Raw genomic sequence first — 23,566 nt, 5'->3', positions numbered from 1 at the left:
CAGTTTCATGGTTCAAGTAGTCTTCGCTTCCTGTTTTTACTCAGTTTTATCAAATACCAAGGATGGGTATACGTATCGTTCAATTATTATTACATCCGGATTGATACACCTATCATACTATGGAGGATAGGTATAACCAACTGACCGGGACAGATGTTCTGACGTATCGGTGGATTGTTCCGTCGGAGAGCATGACTGCTGTTGGGGAACTGGTTGTCGTATCAGATGAGAAAAAAAGCATCAGGTATTTTACACGAGTCACCGGCATGCATCATGAATATGAATCCGGAGGAGTCCTGGTCACTGGATTTCCTATTGGTTGTATCGGATCAGATAACATCTTTCGAAAGCCCCGGACAATCCCTCCACTACATTCTCCGGTTCGCGGGATGGATACAGAAGAAATCTCTCTTCTTAATATGTTCATGGGAGATCTTGAAATGGGATGTATGATGAGTGGGAACCGGTTGATTTCTGAGATCCCTGTTGGAATTCCTCCTTCTGTATTAAATCAGCATTTGGGGATTTTTGCAACGACCGGGATGGGAAAAAGCAATCTCATGAAAGTGTTGTGTGCATCGGCTATCGTTACGAGAAAAGCCGGGATTCTCCTTACCGATCCTCATGGGGAATATGCAACCGGACAACCAGGAGATCCTCATGCTTGCGGACTTGTCCACCACCCTCTGGCTCATGTAGGACTTTCTGTTTTTACTATCCGGGATGAGTCATTTGCCAGAATGCATGGATTAAAACCGTTGAAGATATCACATTCTGATCTCTCCATAGCAGATCTGGGTCTGATTTTTGACCTTTCGCACGATCAATATGAAGTCATCCATCTTCTGATGCCATTTAAAACCGACGAGATTCTTGATTTTTTTATACATGATGATGTCGAATCACTTCCATCTCATCTTCGGACGACAGCATACATCGGAAATCATCAGGATATAGCTCAACGAGTCAGGTCTGCGTCACCTGATGCACTGCGTCTGGTTCAGCGACAGATAAGAACTCTTCTAGATCTCACGTCTGGTTTTGTCAATAAAACAGAATCATCATTTCCGGAGATTATCTCTGCTCTTGACGAGAACAAAGTTGTCTTGATTGACATTCCTGGGATGAGTGATGCTGCTGAATTGTTTGTTCTCTCAGCGATATCCCGGTCTATTTTTAAAGACCGGCAAAACCGGTTTATAAATGAAGGTTTATCGCAAACAAATGGGAATATTCTCATTTCAATTGAAGAAGCTCAACGTGTTCTTTCTCAGCGATCTGAAAAGACTGGAATATTTCGTGAGATAGCAATGGAAGGGCGTAAATTTGGTGTTGGGATAGGTGTAATTACCCAACAACCAAAAAATATTGATCAACGGGTATTAGCCCAGATGAACACTCTTATTGTAATGGGGCTTGCTGATCGCCAGGATCGTGAGATTATCGCTTCATCTGCGAAACATGATCTCAGAATTCTGGATACCGAAATTCAGACGCTTGACCGGGGTGAGGCCATTATCTCAACAATTGGTATTCCCTTTCCGGTCAGTTGTCATATTCACCATTTTGAGGAGTACCTCAATTGGTATTCCTAAACCTCATTACGATCTAATTTCCTTTTGAAAGGCTATCCAGAGAAGTATGCCTGAGAAGACCAGTCCTCCAACAAGATTTCCAAGGGTGACTGGTAGAAGGTTATTGAGGAGAAAAACACTCCATGCGAGATTTCCTGCAAGTGGTCCGACTTCTGCTACCTGTAACGGAGTAAGATACGGGGCTGAGAAAAGTCCTGCAGGTATCAGGCAGGCATTTGTGATCGCATGTTCCATCCCGGTTGATGCTAAAGCCATTGATGGAAACCATATTCCTGCAATTTTTCCAATCGCATCATCGGCACAGATTCCAAGAAGAACCGCCAGGTTCAGGAGCCATCCGGCTGCAAGAGCTTTTAAGAAACATGAAAGTATCCCTGCTGCTCCCGGGTAGCTACATCGCTCCGCAGCAAATGCCACCATAGAAACAGCATAGGATCCAGCCGCGTATCCTTCAGAACCTGGCTGAAGTAACACTCCGAATGTAATCAGCCCTGCAAACCCGAATGCCCCTATTATATTCCCAAGATATGACAGAATCCAGATCCTGAAAACTGAAAGTATTCCAGTATTAAATGAAAATGCGGCAAATGGTGCCAGCATCGCATCTCCGGTAAATAGTTCAGCACCGGTCAGTACAATCAGGATTAGTCCAAGAGGGAATACAAGACCCATGAGAAACTGAGCGATCCCTATCCCAAGCGTTGCGGCAACACCTGATGATACAATAATCATCAGGACTCCACCCATTCCCATATATGCTCCGGCCATTCCACCACGAAGAAGGAGATTCCAGCCAGGGAGCGACATCCGGTATCTTCCGGCTTTTGCGCCTTGTGCAATGATTTCGTAAGGAGAATGATAACTCATTTCTATTATCCTCAAATTATTGACTTCTCTTTCAGTACACCCAAGTCTTTTCATCACAAAAGTATTTTCAGGTGATCACCATGTAAGCAATAACTGATAATACAACCGCAAGGAGTAACATTCCGGCACTGATAGGGACAACGTACACGAGAATGGTATTTACTATACTTGCGAGCTGGGCTATTGAATCAGATCCAAAGATGATAACTCCGTTGCAGGTCGCAGAACTTCCAGCTGCACGGGCATCAGATCTATCGTCAAGGGCACTTTCTACACCATCGAGAACATGACTGACAATATCATCCGGAGATATTCGAAATCCGACTGGATTTTTCCCGCTGATGGTATTGACAACATGAGTGTCAGTGGTCATAATTTCAGCTTCGTCTACAAGAGTAAGAACCTCATCTCTGATTCGCTCTCGTACTCCCTGAGCCATGTTGTTCCCGTCAATGAGAATATATGCAGTCGTCTTCCCCGTGTCTGTGATCAGTACCTGAAGTCCGATGTCTCCAATTCCTTCCTCTCTCGTATAGGGAAGTGGAAGATGTACATACCCGATTTTGAGGGGAAAGAGTGGAACCTTTTCCCAGGTGTCCATGGCCTGTGAAGCAGCAGTGAAGTATTCATGTGCAGTTCTGGTTCCTGGAAGGATAACATCAATCTCTTCACCAAGACAGTTATGTGCATCAATAAAACCGATATGGGGGGTGATTTTATGTCCTTCACAAATTATTGCATGTCCGATTCCAAAATCAATGTCTTCGGTTTTATCTGGGGATCGGGTACTTACCATAAGAAGTGTGTCACCGATTCGCTGATATAATAATGAGACAGTTCCTGCCTGAATTCTACCAGATACTCCTGCTGTCGTGTGCCACTTGAGTTGTTCCCTTGTCTCGTTTACTGCATCCACGATCTTGTCGATTTCAGATTCAGAAACAAGATTATAATCATGAGTGGCACATCCGTGAGCAACCATCATTTCTTCATCAAATCTGCCTCGGAGTATTGATGGAAGATTACCTCCCCCTATCTCCCCCATAGGACCGGGATGCACATTTGGTATGGTAAATATGAGATCTTTTTTTCCTTCTCTTTGAAAGAAAATGCTCACCTGAGGAACCCATGCTTCCTGACCAATTCCCCTGAAAAAATCCTCCATGCCTTTGTCACCATCAGTAAGATGGGCAATGAAAGCATTCAGAAATTTAAGGCCTCTAATGCGAAATGCCCGGTACAGTGGCCGGTCAATAAGCCAGATCAGTATGGTAAATCCGGTTCCAAAAAAGATCATCAGGACCGGAGCAAGTACCAAAAAAGGATCCGGGAGGATGAAAGAGACAAGCAGCCATCCGGCCAGACTTTGAATTACTGCCGGAAACACCATACGTGTCGTCCGGTAATCGGCTATCGAAACAAGGACTAAAAGCCTGACTCCAAAGATAAATCCTAAGGAGAGGGCATAGCATAAATCAAGCAAATCCTGCAGGAAAATCAGTCCGATAAGGGTAATCAGACATGAGAACAGAGTGCATGAAACAGCTAGAAGAGCACTCCGGTTCCAGGTCATCTGCCGGTTTTGAATAATAATGAGTGGTCTTGTCAGAAGAAATGCTAAAAAACCTGGTAAAATAAAAGCCAAAAGGCCGAACCATTCATATGAAGGATCCAGTCTTCGGGAGAGAAATTCTATCAGAAGTCCCAGAATTATCAGAATAATTAATGATGCAGGCCACCGAGGTGCGGTGAAGATATACTTTGACATCTTCTCCATCCGCACTGCACTTCCGGGTACTGAATCCATACAAATTTACCCGAGATTATGCCCTATTCGGACCATGTGTCGGAATGGGGCCAAACTTTTCTTCAAACCGTCCTGCCATCGTATTCCAGTCTGGCAGCCCAATCTGGCATCCACAGGTTTCCACAACAAAAGATGCAGTAACCGCTCCGATTTTACATGAATCTTCAGATGAATATCCCGCAGCATATGAGGTTAGAAAACCTGCCCTGAACGCATCTCCTGCCCCGGTTGGATCAACACACGGGACTGATACAGAAGGAATAACCTTTTCTTCGCCTTTTTCATACAGGATAGCTCCTTCCCCTCCCCGTGTTTCTATTGCCATTGGGACCTGGGAGATTAAGTCGTCCCTGTTCATGTCAAGGATCTTGCACATCCCCGCGTATTCATGATGATTTGCAATAAGAAGATCGATTGAGTCTATGATAATAGAAAGAGTGTCTGTTGTATACCTATGGAGATCCTGACCAGGATCAAAAGATGCAAATCCTGCTTTTTGTGCCACTTGCATATTAAATCCCGGATCAGCGGTTGCCATATGCACAAAGGGAAGTGATGGAGCTGGCTCTGTTTCAAAAAGACATGATGCTCCCCATTCAAAATATGTCATCTGGTCTCCTTCCGGATTTGTGAACATAAATGCTGTAGCGGTGTGCTTATCAGGAACGATAAAAAATTGTTGTTTTATTCCCAGTTCTTTCATCCGGATATCATAGTCACTTCCAGGAAAATCACCACCTACTGCACTTATGAGGGATGTCTTCCCTCCAAGGAGTGCAATTCCGACTGCAATATTTGCTGCACCACCACCGAATGCAATAGTTCTGTTCAGTATGGATGCAGATGCATTCGGGCCTGGAAGATGGGATACACTACAGATATGATCAACAGCAGTATGGCCGACTACTGAAATCACAGTTCTTCAACCTCGATGATCTCCAGAGGGATGTCACGGAGTGCTTTTCCGATAGTCGAGAGTGCGATTCTTCTTGCGTGTTCCTCGGAATCTGCCTTATACACTTTCATCTCCATTTTAATCCCGACGAGGGCGGTCTTGGCAACCACAAGAGTACACGGAAGTTCCTCCTCGCAATAAGGACAGGAGAGGTATCCCGCTTCGACTTCGACAAACTTCGCTTTTGGATTTAATCGTTTTCCTGCTTCGCTAATGGCAATGCTGATAGCATCATCCACTGAGTTTGCATCACGGATAGTCCATGCAGATTCTAAAACAACCAGATAATCAGGCATTATTTCTCCTTTTTTCTAAATATTTGGGCTACCAGTACCCGAAATGAACATGTTCAGCAGTTTCCATTCGATGCGGTGATGGGTTGACTTCTTTGGTATATCCAGCGGTAAGAAGCGTGACTGGTCTGATATGCCCTGGTAAATCCAATGTTTCACGTACCATTTCATCATCAAAAGCTCCAGTCCAGCAAGAACCAAGCCCTGATGCATGAATAGCCATCATCAGATATGTTCCTGCAATAGTTGCATCCTGCATAGCATAGAGAATACCTCGTTCACCGTACCTGGACATGGAACGTACGTAATTTGCGCAGACAACAAACACAACAGGAGCTGCTGATACATGTTCCTGGTTAAATGCTGCATCTGCCAGAAGTTCTCTGGTCCCTTCATCCGTTACCACGACAACATCCCAGGACTCAAGGTTCCCTGCTGACGGAGCAGATCTTGTAGATGCAAGGATTTCTTCTATGATGTTATCAGGTACCTGGTCTGACAAATAATGCCTGACCGAGGTTCTCCCAGCTAAAAATCGACTAAGTTCAGACAAATTCATGTTTTTCAAGTTCCTGCCATGCCATCATCGCAACCGTTGTCGCATTACTAATTGCAGCACCGATGGTTTTCACCGATTGGTCAAAATCATTGCTTTCAACAAGGCTGATAGCCTGGTTCAGGTTGTCTATTGATTTTTGGAATTCGTGATCGTTTGTTGCACGTAATGCAAACTGGAGTTCAATACGCACTGATTCAAGACACTGCAGTACAATCTTTCTCCCGCCGGTGCGTTCAGCATCTTTCAGACCTGAAAGAACAGTAATCAGTTGTGATGCGATGATTAGTTCTGATTTTGCTCGTTCACCATACTGATATGCAGAAACAGCACCTTTTTTATCCATAGTACATGCTGACTTTACACATTATAGTTAATGTCCGATCTTTGTGGAAAAGTTTTTGAAAATAGATTGTTGTCAAAATGCGTGTCTTGAAATAACCCCTACTTTTCGGTTCATTCCAGGAAGTAACATTTTGCACCTTCCTGGAGTTTTTGTGGCGGAAAAAAGTTTACTAAGGGTATTTGGTTATTTCGAGCGCTGTTTCTGGCCAAGCATGGATACTTTCGGGCGTCCCATTCTTCTCCGGGCTGCCATGGTTCGCAGAGACTGAGTCTGTCCTCCCCTGCTTCCGCCACGACCTCCACCGCCGCCTCTTCCACCTCTGCTTCCGCCACGCATCTCGTTGCCGCGGCCTCTTCCACCACGGCCTGCAGCCCGCTCCATTCTTTTAATGGTGGTCTGTGCTTTGAACCGCTGGTTTGGACCCGGCTTCTTTGTTCCTGCTTCTTTCTTCGGTACAAGGCGTATCTGACCCTTGCTTCCCTTTATCTGCATCCATTCCGTGGTTCCTGTCTTGCCCATAATTGCACCTCGCGAATGCCTGTACTATTGCCTGTTATCATCAATTAAAGATTGTCTAATATGAGTCACTCTTTCATGGTGATTTGAGTACACGAGAGATAGACTCGCGGAGGATCTGGTTCACAACTTTTCCATCAACAGATCCTCTTACTTCTTTCATCACGACACCCATAATTGGCCCGGTTGCTGCATTCCCGCGCTCCCGGATAAAGTCACTTCGTTCGGTCACAATCCGTTCTATAATGAGGGTCAGTTCATTTTCTGTAACTTTCGGTGCAGCAATCTCACATGCCTCTTCCGGCTTTTTCCCTTCTGCTAATGCAGAGAGAATAGGAGATAGTGCTTCTTTAGCAATGTCTCCAGAATTTATTGCACAGAGGATTGTTTTGATGTCATCATCCGCAATCCGGGTTATCAATATTCCTTCACGGCTGAGTTCCCGAAGAGTTGAGTTAAAAGCCCGTTCTGCCAGTGCTGGTTTAATTCCTGATGCTATGACCTCTTCAAACGCACTTCTCCGTTCAGAATATGCCATCTGCCTGGCAACTTCCCGTGTAAGACCAAACTCCTTCATGTACCGTGCAATGGTGTCATCAATCATCTCGGGAATTTCAAGGTCTGCAAACCGCTCCGGAGTGACTCTGACCTGGAATACATCTGTTTCAGGATACATTCTGGCAGCTCCAGGAAGTGGGCGCATATATGCTGTAGAGCCTCCCTCAAGCATTTTTCTGGTCTCTTTTGGTATGCCCTCAAATGCCATCTCTGCTCGTCTGATAATCTGCTTAATTGCACATTGGCATCGTTGTGGTTTGTCTGCAACTATGATGACACAATCTTCTGGTGATGCAGAGAGTGCCGCTTTCAGGCTGACAACTTCTTCCTCAGTAACCCCGTACGCTGGTAGTTCATCGGTGTGGAAAAGACCTCCTACCCCACATTTTTTGGCATAATCTGACATTTCACTACCAAGTCTTCGTCCTGGTTGAATCTCCCTGCCTACAAGTCCTGCACATTTGTTCAGTTTGATTGCAAGGATCATTGATGCATTTTTTAAGACCCTGCTTTTGCTTTCAGAAAAAAGGGATGTCACATCAACCGGCGTCTTTTCTATCGATGCACCACGTTTTTTGAGTTCTTCTCTGATTTCAAGAAGGGCTACCTGCCGCTGTGCTTCTCTTCTGACGACTTCACTGATCAGATCAAGTTCTTGCACACCTTTGATCTCAACCCTGGCTCCTTCCCGGATGGAGATGTTAATATCCTGTCTGATTGTTCCAAGTCCTCGTTTTACTCTCCCGGTGGACCTGAGAATCATCCCTATCTGAGCGGCGGTTTCCTGAACTGCTTCCGGGGTATGCAGACAGGGACTGGTGGTAATTTCAATCAATGGAATTCCAAGACGATCCAGAGAAAAGAAGGTGTCTTCAATCCGCTGAGCAGCCTCTTCTTCAAGACAGACAGTTTCAATTTCTGCTCCTCCGGGAAGTATACCATTCATCGCAACCAGGGCTGTCCGCTGAAATCCACTCGTATTTGACCCGTCAATGACGAGTTTTCTCATGGTATGGATTTCAGGAACCGGGGTCATACCACAGACTTTGGCAATAGTAAGGACGATATCAAGAGCTTCCTGGTTCATCGGTGCTGGGGGTTCTTCATCGTTTTCTACAAGACAGGTCGTATCATAGGTCAGATATCGAAACTGTCGTACCTGCATCATCTCTTCTTCTGCAGCCCGGTCCAGCTCACCCATTTCACTTTTTGTTGCCCTGAGGTACCTGAAAAACTCACCATTCGCTTCTTCAGCTTCCCTGATTATGGTTGGACATCTACAGAACAGTTTTTCTTTTGTGTTCAACTGTTGGTGAATCTCGATTCCTGCAACCAGCCCGAGTGCTGCATAGTCTTCACTCATTCTGCAGACCTCCACGAGATCTCTCCGGCAATATTGTGTGTCATCAGGTTCCGTGCTTCTTCCTGGCTTTTACTGTTGCCCAGAACCCACATGAGTTTGACCAGGGCTACTTCCGGGAGGAGATCTTCACCCTCGATTACTCCAACGGAAAGTAAATCCCTGCCAGTGTCATACACCCGGTCACATACTCTTCCATGAAGGCATTGTGAGGTCATTATCACCATTGTTCCTGATGCAATCATGTCCTGAATTTTACTGATAATTTCAGTTCCGACATGCCCAAGCCCGGTCCCTGCAAGTACAATTCCTTTATATCCATCCCACGCCGAGAGGATCTTCGGATCCATGCCTGGATAATACCAGACAACGCCACACTTTTCTTCCAGATTATCTTTCAGTATTAGTTCTGATGCCCCTCTCCTGATGGCATGAGGGGAGAGCGTTACCTCAAGTGAGGGATATACGATGTTTCCAAGTTTTTCCTGCCCAATTGTCTGAAATGCATCACGTTTTGAGGTATGCATCTTTCTGACTCTGGTTCCCCGGTGAATTGCACAGGAATCATCACTTGTTGATCCATGCATGACCACAACCACCTCTCCAAGGTCTGACAAGGCTGTTTTAGCAGCACACATGCCATTCATAACATTATCACTGCTTGGCCTGTCTGCTGACCGCTGTGATCCGACAAATACAACGGGAACCGGTGTCTTGAGCATAAAACTAACCGCTGCTGCACTATATGCCATTGTATCCGTTCCGTGTGTTACCAGGATGCCTTGTGCTCCGGCTTTTATTTCATCGTGGATTGCTCGTGCCAGTTGTTGCCAGATGGCAGGAGTCATATTTTCAGAAAGAATATTACAGAGCTGGACTGCCCTGAATTGTGCAAGAGATGCGAGACCTGGAATTGCATTCAGAATATCTGTTGCACGGAACTGACTCGTAACAGCCCCGGTACGGTAATCAATTTTACTTGCGATAGTTCCACCGGTAGAAACGATTGAAATGCAAGGAAGAGTTTTATCCTGGGTAACTTCGAGAACTTTTGGTTCTGTCATCTCTGATGAACCATTTTTTGTCAGGGCCTCAATCGGAATACCAATATTATATCCTGATGTCAGTTTTACCGTTGCCATACCATTCCGTGATGCAATATATGTTCCCTCACAGGAAGAGCCCTGCAAGGTACATCTGACATTGTCACCAGTCTCCAATAATTCACTCATAATTGTGCAATTCTCCGTGCATGTGTGAGAAGTTCATCAATAGATTCGTTAATCCGGCTTTTCTTATCCGTAATCATTTCAATATCCTTTTGAAGTTCCTTTTTTCGTCCTGCCAGGGATTTTTTTACCGCATCTGGAGCCGGACCACCGGGAAGGGATCTGACTGAAAGGGATGTTGTAACAGATAGTGCTGATTCAATCTTTTCCTCGGTAATGCCAAGAGAAGAGAGGGTTTTGCCATGGAACTCTTCCGCTGCTTTATCAAGGGTTACAAGGTCTAATGATCCGTCCCTGACTGCTCTCCCAACGATATGATGGGCCGTCCTGAATGGAATATTATATTCCCGAACCAGGGTGTCCGCAAGTTCTGTTGTAGTTGTTCCACCCTTTCCTGCTTCTTCAGCCATACGGGATGTGTTAAATCGGGCAGATGCAATCATGCCGGCAAGAAGATCCACATCTCTTCTTATATCTGAAATTCCGCGCCAGAGATGAGGATTGAGATCCTGCATATCCCGGTTATAAGCCATCGGAAGACCTTTCATGATTGTTGCCGCCGAAACAAATGTGCCAAGAATCGTTCCAGCCCGTGAACGAAGGATTTCTGCAACATCCGGATTTTTTTTCTGTGGCATAATTGAACTGGTTGAGCAGTACCGATCATCCAGGATGACAAATTGTACAAATGAGGAACTCCAGAGTATGAGTTCTTCACAAAAACGTGAGATATTTACGAGGAGGATCGTATCACAGGCAAGAATCTCTTCTGCAAAATCACGTGAAGCAACAGCATCCATTGAGTTTTCGAGATACCCATTGCATCCAAGCAGCTTTGCTGTATATTCACGGTCTAGAGGATAGCCTGTGGACGCAAGAGCTGCAGCTCCGAGAGGAGAATAATTTACCCGCCTTAGAGCATCGAAGAGCCGATCAAAATCCCGTGCAAACATCTGCTCATACGCAAGAAGATGGTGGGCGAGTGTTACCGGCTGAGCATGTTGCAGGTGGGTAAATCCCGGCATCACCGTTCTTACATGATCGTCAGCCACTTCCAGTAACGCAGTCCGAAGTCTGTTCACCGCTTCAAGTTGATCAAGGATGGTATCTCTCGTTCTTATTCGAAGACAAGTAGCGACTTCATCATTTCGTGATCTGCCGATATGGAGCCGGCCACCAGCATCCCCTCCGGTTTTTTTGGTGAGCACCGTTTCGATACCTGCGTGAATGTCTTCACATGACGGATCATATGCATCAATTGGGACGCCTGATTCGTACATCTCCAAGAGTTCCCGCATGAGGGTTTTTGAATGCGTTTCATTTACGATTCTCTGCCTGGTCAGCATCACCAAATGTGCCATATCGACCAGAACATCTGAAGAAGCAATATTCCTGTCCGCCTCCATCGAGGAGAGGAGTGATTCAATATCTTCTGTTCTCTCCCCGGAGAGCCGTGCCTTTCTGACGACATCCCTGGTCATAATCGGGTACATCTTTCACCGGAGTATCATTAATTCCCACTGTATAAACTCAGAGAATCATTCGGTATGATCTTATTCTTGAAATCAAAAAAGGTGATACAATAAGACAACTAATTTTAAAATAATTTGGCTATTTTGCTTTAATTCGTTCGTATATGGGGTACTTTATGAATATGAATACCCCTAGTATATGAGAAAGGTGAATTATGGTAAAGAAGGTATGGTTCATAGCCTCATTATTTCTCATGATTGGTCTGGTGCTTCTGTGCGGATGTACTGGGACACAGGAATCAGCCAAGACCACTGAACAAAATGGGACAGCCGGAGATAAGACTGTCTTAAATATTGGATATCAGCCAAGCACGCATCAGATGGCATTTATGACCGCCTATAGCAAGGGTATGTATAATGAAACACTTGCGCCCATGGGCATCAAAGAAGTGAAAGCATACAGTTTCCCGACTGGTGCTCCTGAGATGCAGGCAATGCTGGCTGGAGATCTTGACTTTGCATATGTTGGTGCAGCACCTTTTGTGACTGCTGTTGCAACAGGCCTTGATGGAAAAATCGTCGCCGCTGCTCAGACGCAGGGTTCATCAGTAGTGTTAAAAACCGGACTTAACTATACCAGTCCAGCTGATTTGAAAGATCTGACAATTGCTACATTCCCTGCAGGGACTATTCAGGACACAATACTGCGAACCTGGCTGAAAGAACAGGGTATGGATCCTGAGAAAGATGTCAAAATTGTCGCTATGGGACCTGGAGATGCAACCACAGCTATCATGGCTGGAAAAGTCGACGCTGTATTCCTTCCTGCACCTTCCCCAACCACCATTGAGGAAGCCGGAGCTGGAAAAATTATCATCCATTCTGGTGAAATGTTACCAAACCATGTCTGTTGTGTCCTTGTCGCAAGCGGAAAGATGATTCGGGAACATCCCGAGATAGTTGCTGAAGTCATGAGAATTCATGAACAGGCTACCGAGTTTAACAAAGAAAACTGGGATGAGGCTTCACAGCACATGGAAGAGATGACCTCTATGAACCGTTCAGTAATTCTGAAATCACTTGAGGAATGGGATGGTGAGTGGGTATCTGATCCAAATATCATTGTTGAATCAGTTTCCAGTTATGCGAATGATCAGGCAGCTCTTGGGTACATCAAGACTCAGGTAACCAAAGACGACCTGATTGACACGAGTTTCTGGGTCAAGCAATAAAGCTAAGCCCATACTTTTTCCTTTTCTCAGTGACCAGTACTCAGGAGAGATGTGTCAGCGTGCTGGCACCTATAGTGAGAATAAACTAATGACAGGAAATCTTCCGGGATTACGATCCCCCGGCTACATTGTCCTTTCAATATCGGCACTTCTGATATTCTGGCAATTGCTTGCAGTAGAAGTAGTTCAAAACCACTTTATTCTTCCATCCTTTACCGATGTGGTTTTTGCGTTTTATAATCTTCTTTTTGCCGGGACTCTGCCCATGGATTTTGCCGTGAGCATGGTTCATTTCTTTATCGGACTTGGTTTGTCTGTGCTTATTGGTGTTCCGGCAGGAATCCTTATCGGTTGGTTCCCGATAGCAAACAGGATATTAGATCCGATTATTGAGATCATTCGCCCTATTCCCCCTCTGGCATGGATACCTTTTGCAATAGTCTGGTTTGGACTTACAGACCTTGCTGCAGGATTTGTCATCTTTATCGGTGCCGTGTTTCCTGTACTTGTCAACACGTACGAAGGTTTCCGAAACATTCCACGGATTTTTGTGGAAGCTGGAAAAATGCTTGGATGCACAAGTAATGCCTCTCTTATCCGGCACATAGCCCTGCCTGCAGCACTGCCTCATCTGGCGTCTGGATTCCGGGTTGCCAGTGGTGTTGCCTGGATGTGTCTTGTTGCTGCTGAAATGTTCGGAGTATCCCGGTTTGGTCTGGGTCAGAAGATTTGGTGGTATTACAATCTTCACCAGATGGACAATGTCATGGTGTATATGTTGATTTTAGGATTCGTTGGTCTGTTTATTGACTACTTATTCAGATCTGCCATGAACAGGACACTTCTGAAATGGCGTGAAGGGGAGGTGAACTAAATGGGCAGCGTTGAGATCTCTCACCTGTGCAGAGAATTTGTCCGTGATGATGGCGACCGGGTTATTGCTCTGTCTGATATCAATCTCTCTATTGCTGATGATGAGTTTGTTTCATTTGTCGGGCCGTCTGGTTGTGGAAAAACAACATTACTCCGGATAATTGCAGGACTGGATACGGCAACCTCCGGAGAGGTGCGGGTAGATGGTTCTCTGATAACTGGTCCTGGTCAGAAGGTCGGGATGGTATTTCAGGAATATTCGCTGTTTCCCTGGAGGAGCGTTTTAAGTAATGTTGCCTTCGGACTTGAGATGCGGGGAATAGCGAAAGATGAGAGAAACGAAATTGCCAAAAAGTTCATCGCACTCGTTGGTCTGTCACAGTTTGAACAGAGTTATCCATATGAATTATCCGGCGGGATGCGTCAGCGGGTGGCAATTGCACGGGCACTTGCAACTGATCCTGATCTTCTTTTAATGGACGAGCCATTTGGCGCACTGGATGCCCAAACACGGAATCATATGCAATGTGAGTTATTGGATATCTGGGAGACAAAGAAAAAGACTATTTTGTTTGTTACGCATAGTTGTGATGAAGCCGTGTTTCTCTCGGATCGGGTGGTTGTATTATCTCCCCGTCCTGGTGTCATTCGGGAAATTGTCAACATCTCCATCTCTCGCCCCCGTGATCGGACGAATAAGGAGTTTATTGATCTCAGGCGACATCTTCTTGATATGATCGAAGAAGAGGAACGAGAGGAAGAAAAGGTTAAGTGCAAATCCGGCAATTTATAAAAGCACATATCAATACAGGAGTTCGGGTTCATGGTCAGAAAACCAAACAGCATGTACAGAAACCTTGCGAAGAAGGCCTATACTCGCAAGGAATATATGGGAGGTATCCCCGGGGTTAAAGTCGTTCACTTTGATATGGGGAACCTGACAAGCGAATTTCCAATGGAAGTTTCCCTGGTTGTGGATGAGAGTTGTCAGATTCGTCATTCTGCTCTTGAAGCAGCCCGTATGAGCATTAACAGAAAGTTGAACAAGGAACTGGGACGTATGAACTACCACCTGAAACTGCGGACCTATCCACATCATGTCCTGCGTGAAAACAAACAGGCAACTGGTGCTGGTGCTGACCGTGTGTCACAGGGGATGCGCCTTGCATTTGGAAAGGCAGTAGGTACTGCAGCCCGTGTCCAGCAAAACCAGAAGATCTTTTCAGTCTTCTCAAACCCTGCAGGTGTTGAGAAGATTAAGGATGCACTTCGTCATGGTGGACACAAACTCCCGTCTCCGACTCATCTCGAAATCAAGATGAAACCGGAAGCCTGAATTCTCCTTTCTATTCTTTTTTGTGATCAATTCCATCAGGTCTTTACCGCTTTCATACAGATATGTATCTCATGTCTGTTTCCGGTGATCCTGCATTCCTGAAATCTCTATCTGATGCTACCTGGAAGGCAGTCAGGGACGCTGAGATAAATCTTCCTCCTGATGTGAAGACCCGGCTGGAACACGCTCATCGTAATGAATCTGTTCTGGTTGCCAGAAAGGAACTTGAAAATATTTTAGAAAACATCCGGCTGGCAGAAGAACGATCAGCTCCACTCTGTCAGGATACCGGAATACCTGTGATGTATGTCACCATACCTCCTGGTTTTTCCTGGTCACCTGAGATGGAACAAGCCGTGCATGAAGGGATAAAAAAGGCAACAAATGATGTTCCTTTACGGCCGAACCTCGTTCATCCATTAACCAGGGAAAATACCCGGACAAACACCGGCCTTGAGATGCCACCAGTTCATGTATGTACTGGTGACCGGTTTACCATCACGGCATTACCAAAAGGAGCTGGTTCAGAGAATGTGTCCCGCATCCACATGATGAATCCGTCAGAAAAAGGTTCGATTCCACGATTCATTGTTGAGACCATGCTGAAAGCCGGTGGCCGACCCTGTCCTCCGGTTTTTCTGGGAGTTGGTGTCGGAGGAACATTTGATAAAGCTGCTTCCCTTGCAAAAGAAGCATTATTAGAACCGGTTGATTCTATGACTGAGTACGAACAGGATATTTGTGACCAGGTAAACCGGCTCGGGATTGGACCGATGGGACTCGGTGGTGATACAACCTGCCTTGTTGTCAAAGTTAAGTTCGCTGGTTGTCATACCGCATCACTTCCGGTAGCGGTAAATATTCAATGCTGGGCAGCACGGCGTGCAACGGTGGAGGTTTCTCTATGAAACATCTGACAACGCCTCTCGGTGAAGAGATTTTAGATCTGAAAGCCGGAGAAATGGTTACCCTTTCCGGAATTGTGTATACTGCACGTGATGAAGCTCACCTCCATATCATGGAGCATGGTTTTCCTTTTGATCCCCATGGAGCTGTATTATATCATTGCGGCCCGGTAATCCAGGACAACCGCATTGTCGTTGCAGGACCGACCACTTCGGCAAGAATGAATCCCCTGACCGGTTTTATGATTGATGCAGGTATCAGAGGTATCATAGGAAAAGGTGGGATGTCTGCTCATGTCAGAGATCAGCTCAGGGGAAGAGCAGTATATTTCGCTTTTACCGGAGGGTGTGCAAATCTTGCTGCTGCCCGAATGAATCTGACTGGTGTTCATTATTCTGAACTTGGTATGGCAGAAGCAGTATGGATTATTGAGCTGGATAAGCTTCCGCTTACGGTTGCAATGGATGCTCATGGTGGAGATCTCTTTGCGGTGGTTGAGGGGCATGCACATGAAGTATTTCAGGGTATGTATCCAACCAGTACGACCGGAATATGAAACTCGAGATTGACGAATCCCGGTGCAAAGGATGCAACCTGTGTACCATGGTCTGTCCGTATAAAATTTACAGGCCGGGGAGTCGTCCAAACCGGAGGGGGATATACGTTCCTGAACTGGATCGGCCGGAACGATGCCCAAATTGCCGACTCCAGGAGTTATATGGACGAAGATTATGTGGCGTGTGTGCGCTGATTTGTCCAGACCAGGCAATACGGTGGGTGCCTGAAAAACCCTATGAACCAATGAAAGTGGTGATTGAGTATTAGCCGGATAGCGTTTATGCAAGGGAATATTGCATGTGCAGAAGGAGCCCTCGCAGCAGGATGTAATTTTTTTGCCGGATATCCCATTACTCCCTCAACTGAAGTTGCTGAGCATATGGCATCGCGTATGCCAAAAATGAAGGGTTCCTGCTATATTCAGATGGAAGATGAAATTGCTTCCATGGCGGCGATTATTGGGGCTGCATGGACTGGTGCACGTTCCATGACTGCAACTTCAGGTCCGGGTTTCTCACTCATGATGGAGAATATCGGGTATGCAGTTATGACTGAAACTCCCTGCGTCCTTGTCAATATTCAGCGGGGAGGGCCTTCAACCGGACAACCGACCATGGGAGCACAAGGTGATATGATGCAGGTGAGATTTGGTTCTCACGGAGATTATAGCACCATAGCCCTCTGTCCATCCTGTGTTCAGGAATGTTTTGATCTCACTGCAAAGGCCTTTAACCTGGCTGACCGATTCAGAACGCCGGTTTTCCTGATGGGTGATGAGGTGATTGGACATATGCGGGAGAAGATTGAGATCCCGGATTCGGTGGAAATCATCCGCCCGAAACCGATGCCTGAAAATTCACTCCCATTTTCACCAGGAACAGACGGAATTCCAGGATTTGCAGCATTTGGTACCGGACGGCATATCCCCGTCACTGGCCTTACTCATGATGAACGAGGGTATCCTGATACAACAAACTCTGTCAGACATGATTCATTGGTTCGGAGACTTGTTTCAAAGATAGAAGATGCACGACATGAGATAGCAGACTACACCATCGTCAATGAAGATGCAGAATATATTTTTGTCTGTTATGGTGCACCTGTCAGAACGGTTCGCGAAGTAGTTGAAAGAAAGAAGGTACCAAATACGGGGTATCTGCAACTTCGGATAGTCTGGCCGTTTCCCGAAGATTTACTCAGCCGCTTCCCTCATGTGAAGGCATTTATCGTTCCTGAGATGAACCTTGGAATGATATCCCGGGAAATTGGCAGGCATGTTCATGTTCCAGTGATCCCGCTTGGTAAGATTGGTGGGGAACTGCATACCCCTGAAGAACTCATCGATGCTGTAAGGATTGCTGGAGGATCATCATGAGAGACGACTGGTTCAGAGAAGATCGCCTTCCCCATATTTATTGTGCAGGATGTGGGAATGGGACGATCATGAACTGTGTCCTGGAAGCCGTGTCAAAGACCGGATGGGATCAGACGAAAACGGTGTTTCTTTCAGGGATTGGGTGTTCATCTCGAGCACCTGGTTACATAATGACTGATTCACTTCATACAACTCATGGACGTGCATTAGCGTTTGCAACCGGAGTAAAAATGGCAAACCCATCCCTGCATGTCGTTGTGTTTACCGGGGATGGCGACCTTGCGGCAATTGGTGGAAACCACTTCATCCATGCATGCCGAAGAAATATCGATATCACTGTGGTTTGTATGAACAACCACATTTATGGCATGACTGGAGGTCAGGGTAGTCCTACAACCCCTCTCGGGAAAACTTCGACAACGACACCTTATGGTGCAACTGAATCACCGTTTGATCTTGTAGAACTGGCAATAGCAGCAGGAGCAAATTATGTTGCACGGTGGACATCATTTCATGTTAAACAACTGACTGATGCCGTACTTACCGGTCTTCAAACACCTGGTTTCTCTCTTATTGAGGTCAGGTGTCAGTGCCCGACCTCGTATGGTCGGCGGAATAAATATCGTGAGCCGGTTGATTATATGAACTACCTGAAATCCCACGCAATATTAAAGGAAAAGTGGGAGCGGACAGGACAGCCTGGTGATGAATTACCCGATGATTCGTTCCTTGTCGGAGAGTTTGTCAGAAGGCATCGTCCTTTTATGGGGGTGCCTGATGAGGCATGAGGTTCGGTTTTCAGGTTTTGGTGGTCAGGGTATCATTCTGTCTGCGGTCATTCTTGGTCGTGCAGCAGCACTCTATGATCAAAAGCATGTTGTACAGACTCAGGTGTATGGTCCGGAGGCGAGAGGTGGTGCTTCTATGAGTGCGGTCATCATTGATGATGAGCCGATTTTATTTCCAAAGGTACGGGATCCTGACACCTATGTTATCATGAGTCAGCAGGGATTTGAAAAATACGGAAAAAATTCCAGAGAAGATGCAATCATGCTCCTCGATTCTGGGCTTGTACATGATCGCCCGAGCTGTACCTGGGTTGGCATCCCGGCAACAGTTACAGCAAAAAAAGAATTAGGTCGTGAAATTGTTGCAAATATCATAATGCTCGGGGCATTAACTACTGCAACTACTGTCGTTACCGGATCGGCTCTTGAAAAAGCAATATTGGACAGTGTTCCAAAAGGAACTGAAGAATTGAATTTGAAAGCGATGAAACGAGGTCAGGAGTTAGGATCGGAGGACGGTTCATAATGAAACTGAAAGAGTACGAGGCAAAGGATCTGTTAAACAAAGCAGGGATCAGGATTCCCTGTGGGTTACATGTAAAAAAAGGAGAAGAGTTCATTGTCACTCCTGATATAAAGGAAGCAGTGGTGAAAGCCCAGGTCGAGGTTGCTGGCCGGGGAAAAGCCGGAGGCATCCTTATGGCTGAGTATGCGAAGATCCAGGAAGTAGCAGATCAGCTTTTTGGTGCTACCATAAAGGGAGTTCCGGTTGAGGAGATTCTCATTGAGGAAAAACTTCAGATTCAACATGAATATTATCTTTCTATTACAATCGACCGCTCCCAAAAAGCTCCAGTGATTCTGTTTACAACAGAAGGTGGTGTAGATATCGAAGAGGTAGCACAAAAAAACCCCGATGCTATCAGAAAAGTAACTGTTTTTCCTCTTCTTTCTTCAGTTCCTGGTTATTCACTCCGGTATCTTCTGAGTGGTGCACCAAAAGAGATAGGACCGGTTATCCAGAAATTATATTCTGTTTTCATGGCGCAGGACGCTCTTCTTGCGGAAATAAATCCTCTGGTAATGACTCCTGAAGGACTCTATGCAGCTGATGCAAAATTAATCCTTGATGATAATGCCCTAGCCCGTCATGGAATTTCAGAAAATCGCGATCTTTCTGAACGTGAACGTCTGGCTGCAGCCCATGGATTCTCATTTGTTGAACTGAATGGCAATATAGGGGTAATTGGTAATGGTGCAGGGCTTACAATGGCAACCGTTGATCTTATCAACCGGATGGGTGGTAAGCCAGCTAATTTCCTGGACGTCGGGGGAGGAGCCGATCGGGTCAGGGTTGCCCATGCAGTGCGACTGCTCGGCTCAATGCCAGATGTTACCGTTATCATTGTAAACCTCCTTGGTGGAATAACCAGATGTGATGAGGTGGCTGCTGGTATTATTGAAGCAGGAGTCAGTCAGCAGATTATTGTACGTCTTGCTGGGACAAATGAAGTAGAAGGAAAAGCCCTTCTTTCCTCGAAAGGGTACCGAATGCTTGATACGATGGAAGAAGCGGTGCATATTGCGGTGGAGGCTGCATCATGATTTATGCTGACAAGTCCACAGGTGTTATTGTATGTGGAGCGACTGGTAACCAGGGTTCTTTTCATATTGACCGAATGAATCAGTATGCCCGCTCAGTTGGAGGAAGGGGTGTCGTTGCCGGCGTCACCCCTGGAAAAGGCGGGCAGCAGGTTCATGGTGTTCCTGTATACAACTCAATAGGAGAGGCTGCAGAAACAGAGGATGCTTCAGCAGCTGTTCTTTTTGTTCCCGGATCGGCAGCAGGTGATTCTATCATGGAAGCAGCTGATGCTGGACTGGACCTTGTAGTTACTATCACGGAACATATCCCGGTCCACGATGTGATGAAAGCAGTCACCTATGCAAAAATCAGGGATTGTACGGTCATCGGCCCGAATTGTCCTGGATTATTATCTCCTGGTGAGATCAGCATGGGAATTATGCCGGTCCATCTCTCCACTCGAGGATCAGTTGGAGTCATCTCCCGGAGCGGGACATTAACCTATGAAGTGGTTCATGAGTTGACTCGTGCAGGAATAGGCCAGAGCTCGATAATAGGAATCGGAGGTGATCCAATTATTGGTCAGACGTTTGCAGATGCACTTGATCAGTTTGCGAATGATTCCCAAACGAAAGCGGTAGTCATCCTGGGAGAACTCGGCGGAAATCTTGAAGAAGAAGGAGCACGAAATACTGACCTTCCGATTGTTGCATTTATAGCCGGGACCACTGCACCTGCTGAAAAACGAATGGGTCATGCAGGAGCAATTGTTACAGGTGGGGAAGGAGATGCCAATGCAAAAATTTCCCGTCTCAGGGGTCTAGGTGTCCCCGTAGCAGATCGTCTCTCAGAAATCCCGGCAATGATTCGAGAAGTGATGTAAATGTCAATCATAGACAATCTCCGTGTCAGGGGAGATGGGGATGAATCGAGTGGAGGAAAGTTCAATCCATTTCGAATTCTAGAGATTGGAGAGAGCATGATCCGATATTGTGATGGTATCCGGATCAAAAATTACAATTTTCTTGCTATTCTGACCAGTGATCGACTTGTTTTGATTGAAAGTGCCCAGCAGAGTGCGGGGACGATTGCAAAAGAGATACCTGTTTCCATGATTCAGGGTGCAGTTATTGAACGGGATGAGAAGAATCGTCCTGCACTTGCGGTATCAATGGAAGTAGGTGGGCAAACCCGGCTTATGATACTGGTGTTTACCGGTCTCATTACTGAACCGGAGACTGAATGTCGGGAGTGGTTTGCCGCAATTAACGGGTATTCACCAGAACCCGAACCAGAACCTGAACAACAAGTGCAGCCTCAGGCACCCCAAGTACCTGTCCCACCTCCTGTTCCAGCCCCCTCTCCTGAAACAGTAGTCCAGGTACCAGCTCCGATAATAGATGCAGAGGTGCCTCTTCCTCCTCCTGTACCTGCCCAGGAGGTTCAAAATGTGGTGCCTGAACCAGTTCCACAACCACCGGTTTCTGAAATAAAAGAACCAGAACAACCTTTCATACCTCCAGTACAGCCCCAGGATGAGATTCCACTTCCACCGCAATCGGTTATCCCGCCATCCATTCCTGTTCAGCCATCGCCACCAATAGCAACGAAAATACCGTCCAAAGCTCCAGCTCCGGTAAAACAACCCATTATTGTACCAACACCGGGGAGCGACTCAATACTGATTCATGTTGAAAAACCGGATATCACATCAATCAAGATTGGGAGAAAAATAGGCTCTCACACAAGTACAAGTGGGGGGAAACCCAGGTTTTGCATCCATTGTGGCTCTAAGATCTCACTGTATGCCAGATTCTGTCCGGTGTGTGGAAAATCCCAAGTATAAGTTCATTTATGGCAGTTCATCAGGGCAGATATCCGGAACTGGATGCATGCCGTGGTATTGCTATTGTCATGATGATTATTTTCCATTTTTTTGTTGATTTGGTTTTTTTAGGTATTCCTGGTCCTGATCCTTTCGCTGGATTTCTCCGTGGATTTGGGCTTTGTACTGCAATTCTTTTTGTTGGAATTGCGGGTGTATCTGCCAATATTAAGATCTCCAAAACTCCTGATTTATCAGATCAGATCCTGAGTTTTTTCAGAAGGGGCGTTTTTTTGTTACTCATTGGCTTTGGAATCACTCTTGTAACATGGTGGATTTTAAACGGTCACGGATTTGTTGTATTTGGAATTTTACATCTGATTGGTGTTTCCTTGATCCTGGCACCTTTTCTCCACCGTCTTGGGTATTATGGAATCGTGTGTGCAGCAATTCTTCTTCTCATCTCATACAGCGGAATACTTCCCTCAGGTCCATTATGGATGGCATGGTCTGGAATGTATCCCACCAGTTTTTACTCAGTCGACTATACTCCACTCATTCCCTGGCTTTCGGTTTTTTTAATAGGATTATCACTCGGGAACTATTTTTACTCAAAAAACTCATCCGGATATCTGAATCATTTTCATGATTCGGTCTGGATGACCACTCTTTCGTATCTTGGAAAAAAGTCGCTTCTTATATACCTTATCCATCAGCCAATACTCATTACCCTGCTGATATTATTATCCGGAAAAAGTATTGTATAAAAACGGGATTATTTTAGAATATTCAAAATACCGGATAGTAATTCTTTTTCTTTAGGCTTCGTATTATTTTGGGGAACTACATCCTGAGAGAAATTGGTTGTAGTGGCATTTTTTCGAACTGATTCCAAACGAGTCTGGACAACAGTCAGATTTGGATCTATCTCAATTGCCTTTTCAAAAGAGGTGACTGCTTCATTATACTGACCAACTTTCTCGTAAATTGTTCCGAGATAATACCAGCCGATAGCATTTGTCGGATCATTGGAGGTTGCATTTTTGTATGCACTTATTGCTTCGGTATATTTCCCCTGGTCAAAATATGATGCTCCCATATTTTCCCATGCACTGGAGAAATTTGGTCTGATGGCAAGGGCCTGACGATATGAGTCTACTTCCTCTTCATATCGTGAGAGTTTTCCAAGGGTGATGCCCCGGTTGTACCAGGCATCTGCATCATTGGGACTTACCCTGATACCATTATCTGCTACTTCAAGTGCTTCTTCATATTTTCCTTGTCTGTTCAGGACGATGCCCAGGTTGTTTAGCGCATCTGAAAAGTCGGGTCGCATATCCAGCGCAAGTCTGTATTCTTTCGTTGCATTCTCATATTGACCAAATGAGGAGAGTGCATTTCCCATTAAATAATGTTCATCAGCCGTCATCTCATCAGTTTCAGCAGAAGATATTGGAACCAGTATGAATAGTGCCAAAATAGTGACGACAAGTAATGATCGATTCATTCCGTACACGGTTGGAATGGTATGAAA

General features: G+C 45.7%; 26 protein-coding genes. 15 read left to right on the top strand and 11 right to left on the bottom strand.

Annotation, left to right across the window (positions count from 1 at the left end; genetic code table 11):
* Positions 1–119: 119 nt before the first annotated feature.
* On the top strand, positions 120–1,595 hold the full coding sequence (locus KSK55_RS06140; protein ID WP_214420567.1) for an ATP-binding protein: 1,476 nt from the start codon (positions 120–122) through the stop codon (positions 1,593–1,595).
* Between the two features lie 6 nt (positions 1,596–1,601).
* On the opposite strand, the gene KSK55_RS06135 is transcribed toward KSK55_RS06140, so the two are convergent.
* The 10 genes from KSK55_RS06135 to argH all read right to left on the bottom strand — a co-directional run bounded on the left by KSK55_RS06135 (position 1,602) and on the right by argH (position 11,563).
* Positions 1,602–2,462 carry a formate/nitrite transporter family protein gene (locus KSK55_RS06135; RefSeq protein ID WP_218608582.1) on the bottom strand — a complete coding sequence of 287 codons (861 nt, stop codon included), beginning with the start codon at positions 2,460–2,462 and terminating at the stop codon, positions 1,602–1,604.
* Positions 2,463–2,529: 67 nt separating this feature from the next.
* Complete coding sequence (locus tag KSK55_RS06130) at positions 2,530–4,269, bottom strand: DUF2070 family protein (protein ID WP_214420569.1); 1,740 nt, start codon at positions 4,267–4,269, stop codon at positions 2,530–2,532.
* Positions 4,270–4,285: 16 nt separating this feature from the next.
* Entirely contained in the window at positions 4,286–5,185 is a 900-nt protein-coding gene (locus KSK55_RS06125; protein ID WP_214420570.1) for a carbohydrate kinase family protein, read from the bottom strand.
* Entirely contained in the window at positions 5,182–5,520 is a 339-nt protein-coding gene (locus KSK55_RS06120) for a DUF555 domain-containing protein (protein ID WP_214420571.1), read from the bottom strand. Before KSK55_RS06120 ends, KSK55_RS06125 begins: the two co-directional genes overlap by 4 nt.
* A gap of 28 nt (positions 5,521–5,548) precedes the next feature.
* Entirely contained in the window at positions 5,549–6,076 is a 528-nt protein-coding gene (locus KSK55_RS06115; RefSeq protein WP_218608581.1) for a nitroreductase family protein, read from the bottom strand.
* On the bottom strand, positions 6,063–6,419 hold the full coding sequence (locus tag KSK55_RS06110; protein ID WP_214420573.1) for a hypothetical protein: 357 nt from the start codon (positions 6,417–6,419) through the stop codon (positions 6,063–6,065). The genes KSK55_RS06115 and KSK55_RS06110 overlap by 14 nt, the downstream gene beginning before the upstream one ends.
* A 183-nt stretch (positions 6,420–6,602) precedes the next feature.
* Positions 6,603–6,938 carry a DUF5350 domain-containing protein gene (locus tag KSK55_RS06105; protein ID WP_214420574.1) on the bottom strand — a complete coding sequence of 112 codons (336 nt, stop codon included), beginning with the start codon at positions 6,936–6,938 and terminating at the stop codon, positions 6,603–6,605.
* A gap of 73 nt (positions 6,939–7,011) precedes the next feature.
* On the bottom strand, positions 7,012–8,856 hold the full coding sequence (gatE, locus tag KSK55_RS06100) for a Glu-tRNA(Gln) amidotransferase subunit GatE (protein WP_218608580.1): 1,845 nt from the start codon (positions 8,854–8,856) through the stop codon (positions 7,012–7,014).
* Positions 8,853–10,085 (bottom strand): Glu-tRNA(Gln) amidotransferase subunit GatD, encoded by a 1,233-nt coding sequence (gatD, locus tag KSK55_RS06095; RefSeq protein WP_214420576.1) that lies wholly within the window; start codon positions 10,083–10,085, stop codon positions 8,853–8,855. Before gatD ends, gatE begins: the two co-directional genes overlap by 4 nt.
* On the bottom strand, positions 10,082–11,563 hold the full coding sequence (gene argH, locus KSK55_RS06090; RefSeq protein ID WP_218608895.1) for an argininosuccinate lyase: 1,482 nt from the start codon (positions 11,561–11,563) through the stop codon (positions 10,082–10,084). Before argH ends, gatD begins: the two co-directional genes overlap by 4 nt.
* A gap of 206 nt (positions 11,564–11,769) precedes the next feature.
* Between argH and KSK55_RS06085 the strand changes: the two genes are divergently transcribed.
* The 14 genes from KSK55_RS06085 to KSK55_RS06020 all read left to right on the top strand — a co-directional run bounded on the left by KSK55_RS06085 (position 11,770) and on the right by KSK55_RS06020 (position 22,799).
* Positions 11,770–12,786 carry an ABC transporter substrate-binding protein gene (locus tag KSK55_RS06085; protein ID WP_218608579.1) on the top strand — a complete coding sequence of 339 codons (1,017 nt, stop codon included), beginning with the start codon at positions 11,770–11,772 and terminating at the stop codon, positions 12,784–12,786.
* Between the two features lie 88 nt (positions 12,787–12,874).
* Positions 12,875–13,660: an ABC transporter permease gene (locus KSK55_RS06080; RefSeq protein WP_214421306.1), complete on the top strand. Its 786-nt coding sequence runs from the start codon at positions 12,875–12,877 to the stop codon at positions 13,658–13,660.
* Entirely contained in the window at positions 13,661–14,452 is a 792-nt protein-coding gene (locus KSK55_RS06075) for an ABC transporter ATP-binding protein (protein WP_214420578.1), read from the top strand. It abuts the gene before it with no gap.
* 30 nt (positions 14,453–14,482) lie between these two features.
* On the top strand, positions 14,483–14,995 hold the full coding sequence (locus tag KSK55_RS06070; RefSeq protein WP_214420579.1) for a 50S ribosomal protein L16: 513 nt from the start codon (positions 14,483–14,485) through the stop codon (positions 14,993–14,995).
* 71 nt (positions 14,996–15,066) lie between these two features.
* Positions 15,067–15,903 (top strand): fumarate hydratase, encoded by an 837-nt coding sequence (locus KSK55_RS06065; RefSeq protein ID WP_218608578.1) that lies wholly within the window; start codon positions 15,067–15,069, stop codon positions 15,901–15,903.
* On the top strand, positions 15,900–16,457 hold the full coding sequence (locus tag KSK55_RS06060; protein ID WP_218608577.1) for a FumA C-terminus/TtdB family hydratase beta subunit: 558 nt from the start codon (positions 15,900–15,902) through the stop codon (positions 16,455–16,457). The genes KSK55_RS06065 and KSK55_RS06060 overlap by 4 nt, the downstream gene beginning before the upstream one ends.
* Positions 16,454–16,726 carry a 4Fe-4S dicluster domain-containing protein gene (locus KSK55_RS06055; protein ID WP_214420582.1) on the top strand — a complete coding sequence of 91 codons (273 nt, stop codon included), beginning with the start codon at positions 16,454–16,456 and terminating at the stop codon, positions 16,724–16,726. The genes KSK55_RS06060 and KSK55_RS06055 overlap by 4 nt, the downstream gene beginning before the upstream one ends.
* Before the next feature lie 13 nt (positions 16,727–16,739).
* A complete protein-coding gene (locus KSK55_RS06050) occupies positions 16,740–17,834 on the top strand; it encodes a 2-oxoacid:acceptor oxidoreductase subunit alpha (protein ID WP_214420583.1) in 1,095 nt (364 codons plus the stop codon).
* Positions 17,831–18,622 carry a thiamine pyrophosphate-dependent enzyme gene (locus KSK55_RS06045; protein WP_372238734.1) on the top strand — a complete coding sequence of 264 codons (792 nt, stop codon included), beginning with the start codon at positions 17,831–17,833 and terminating at the stop codon, positions 18,620–18,622. The genes KSK55_RS06050 and KSK55_RS06045 overlap by 4 nt, the downstream gene beginning before the upstream one ends.
* A complete protein-coding gene (locus tag KSK55_RS06040) occupies positions 18,612–19,148 on the top strand; it encodes a 2-oxoacid:acceptor oxidoreductase family protein (RefSeq protein ID WP_214420584.1) in 537 nt (178 codons plus the stop codon). Before KSK55_RS06045 ends, KSK55_RS06040 begins: the two co-directional genes overlap by 11 nt.
* Complete coding sequence (locus KSK55_RS06035) at positions 19,148–20,227, top strand: succinate--CoA ligase subunit beta (RefSeq protein WP_218608576.1); 1,080 nt, start codon at positions 19,148–19,150, stop codon at positions 20,225–20,227. Before KSK55_RS06040 ends, KSK55_RS06035 begins: the two co-directional genes overlap by 1 nt.
* Positions 20,224–21,090 (top strand): succinate--CoA ligase subunit alpha, encoded by an 867-nt coding sequence (gene sucD, locus KSK55_RS06030; RefSeq protein WP_214420586.1) that lies wholly within the window; start codon positions 20,224–20,226, stop codon positions 21,088–21,090. Before KSK55_RS06035 ends, sucD begins: the two co-directional genes overlap by 4 nt.
* Entirely contained in the window at positions 21,091–22,053 is a 963-nt protein-coding gene (locus KSK55_RS06025; RefSeq protein ID WP_218608575.1) for a zinc ribbon domain-containing protein, read from the top strand.
* A gap of 8 nt (positions 22,054–22,061) precedes the next feature.
* A complete protein-coding gene (locus KSK55_RS06020) occupies positions 22,062–22,799 on the top strand; it encodes a heparan-alpha-glucosaminide N-acetyltransferase (protein WP_218608574.1) in 738 nt (245 codons plus the stop codon).
* An 8-nt stretch (positions 22,800–22,807) separates the two neighbouring features.
* On the opposite strand, the gene KSK55_RS06015 is transcribed toward KSK55_RS06020, so the two are convergent.
* Complete coding sequence (locus tag KSK55_RS06015) at positions 22,808–23,539, bottom strand: tetratricopeptide repeat protein (protein WP_218608573.1); 732 nt, start codon at positions 23,537–23,539, stop codon at positions 22,808–22,810.
* Between the last annotated feature and the right edge of the window lie 27 nt (positions 23,540–23,566).

It is taken from the genome of Methanospirillum hungatei, from assembly GCF_019263745.1.
GTDB lineage: Archaea > Halobacteriota > Methanomicrobia > Methanomicrobiales > Methanospirillaceae > Methanospirillum > Methanospirillum purgamenti.
This window is presented reverse-complemented; position numbering and strand designations above follow the sequence as displayed.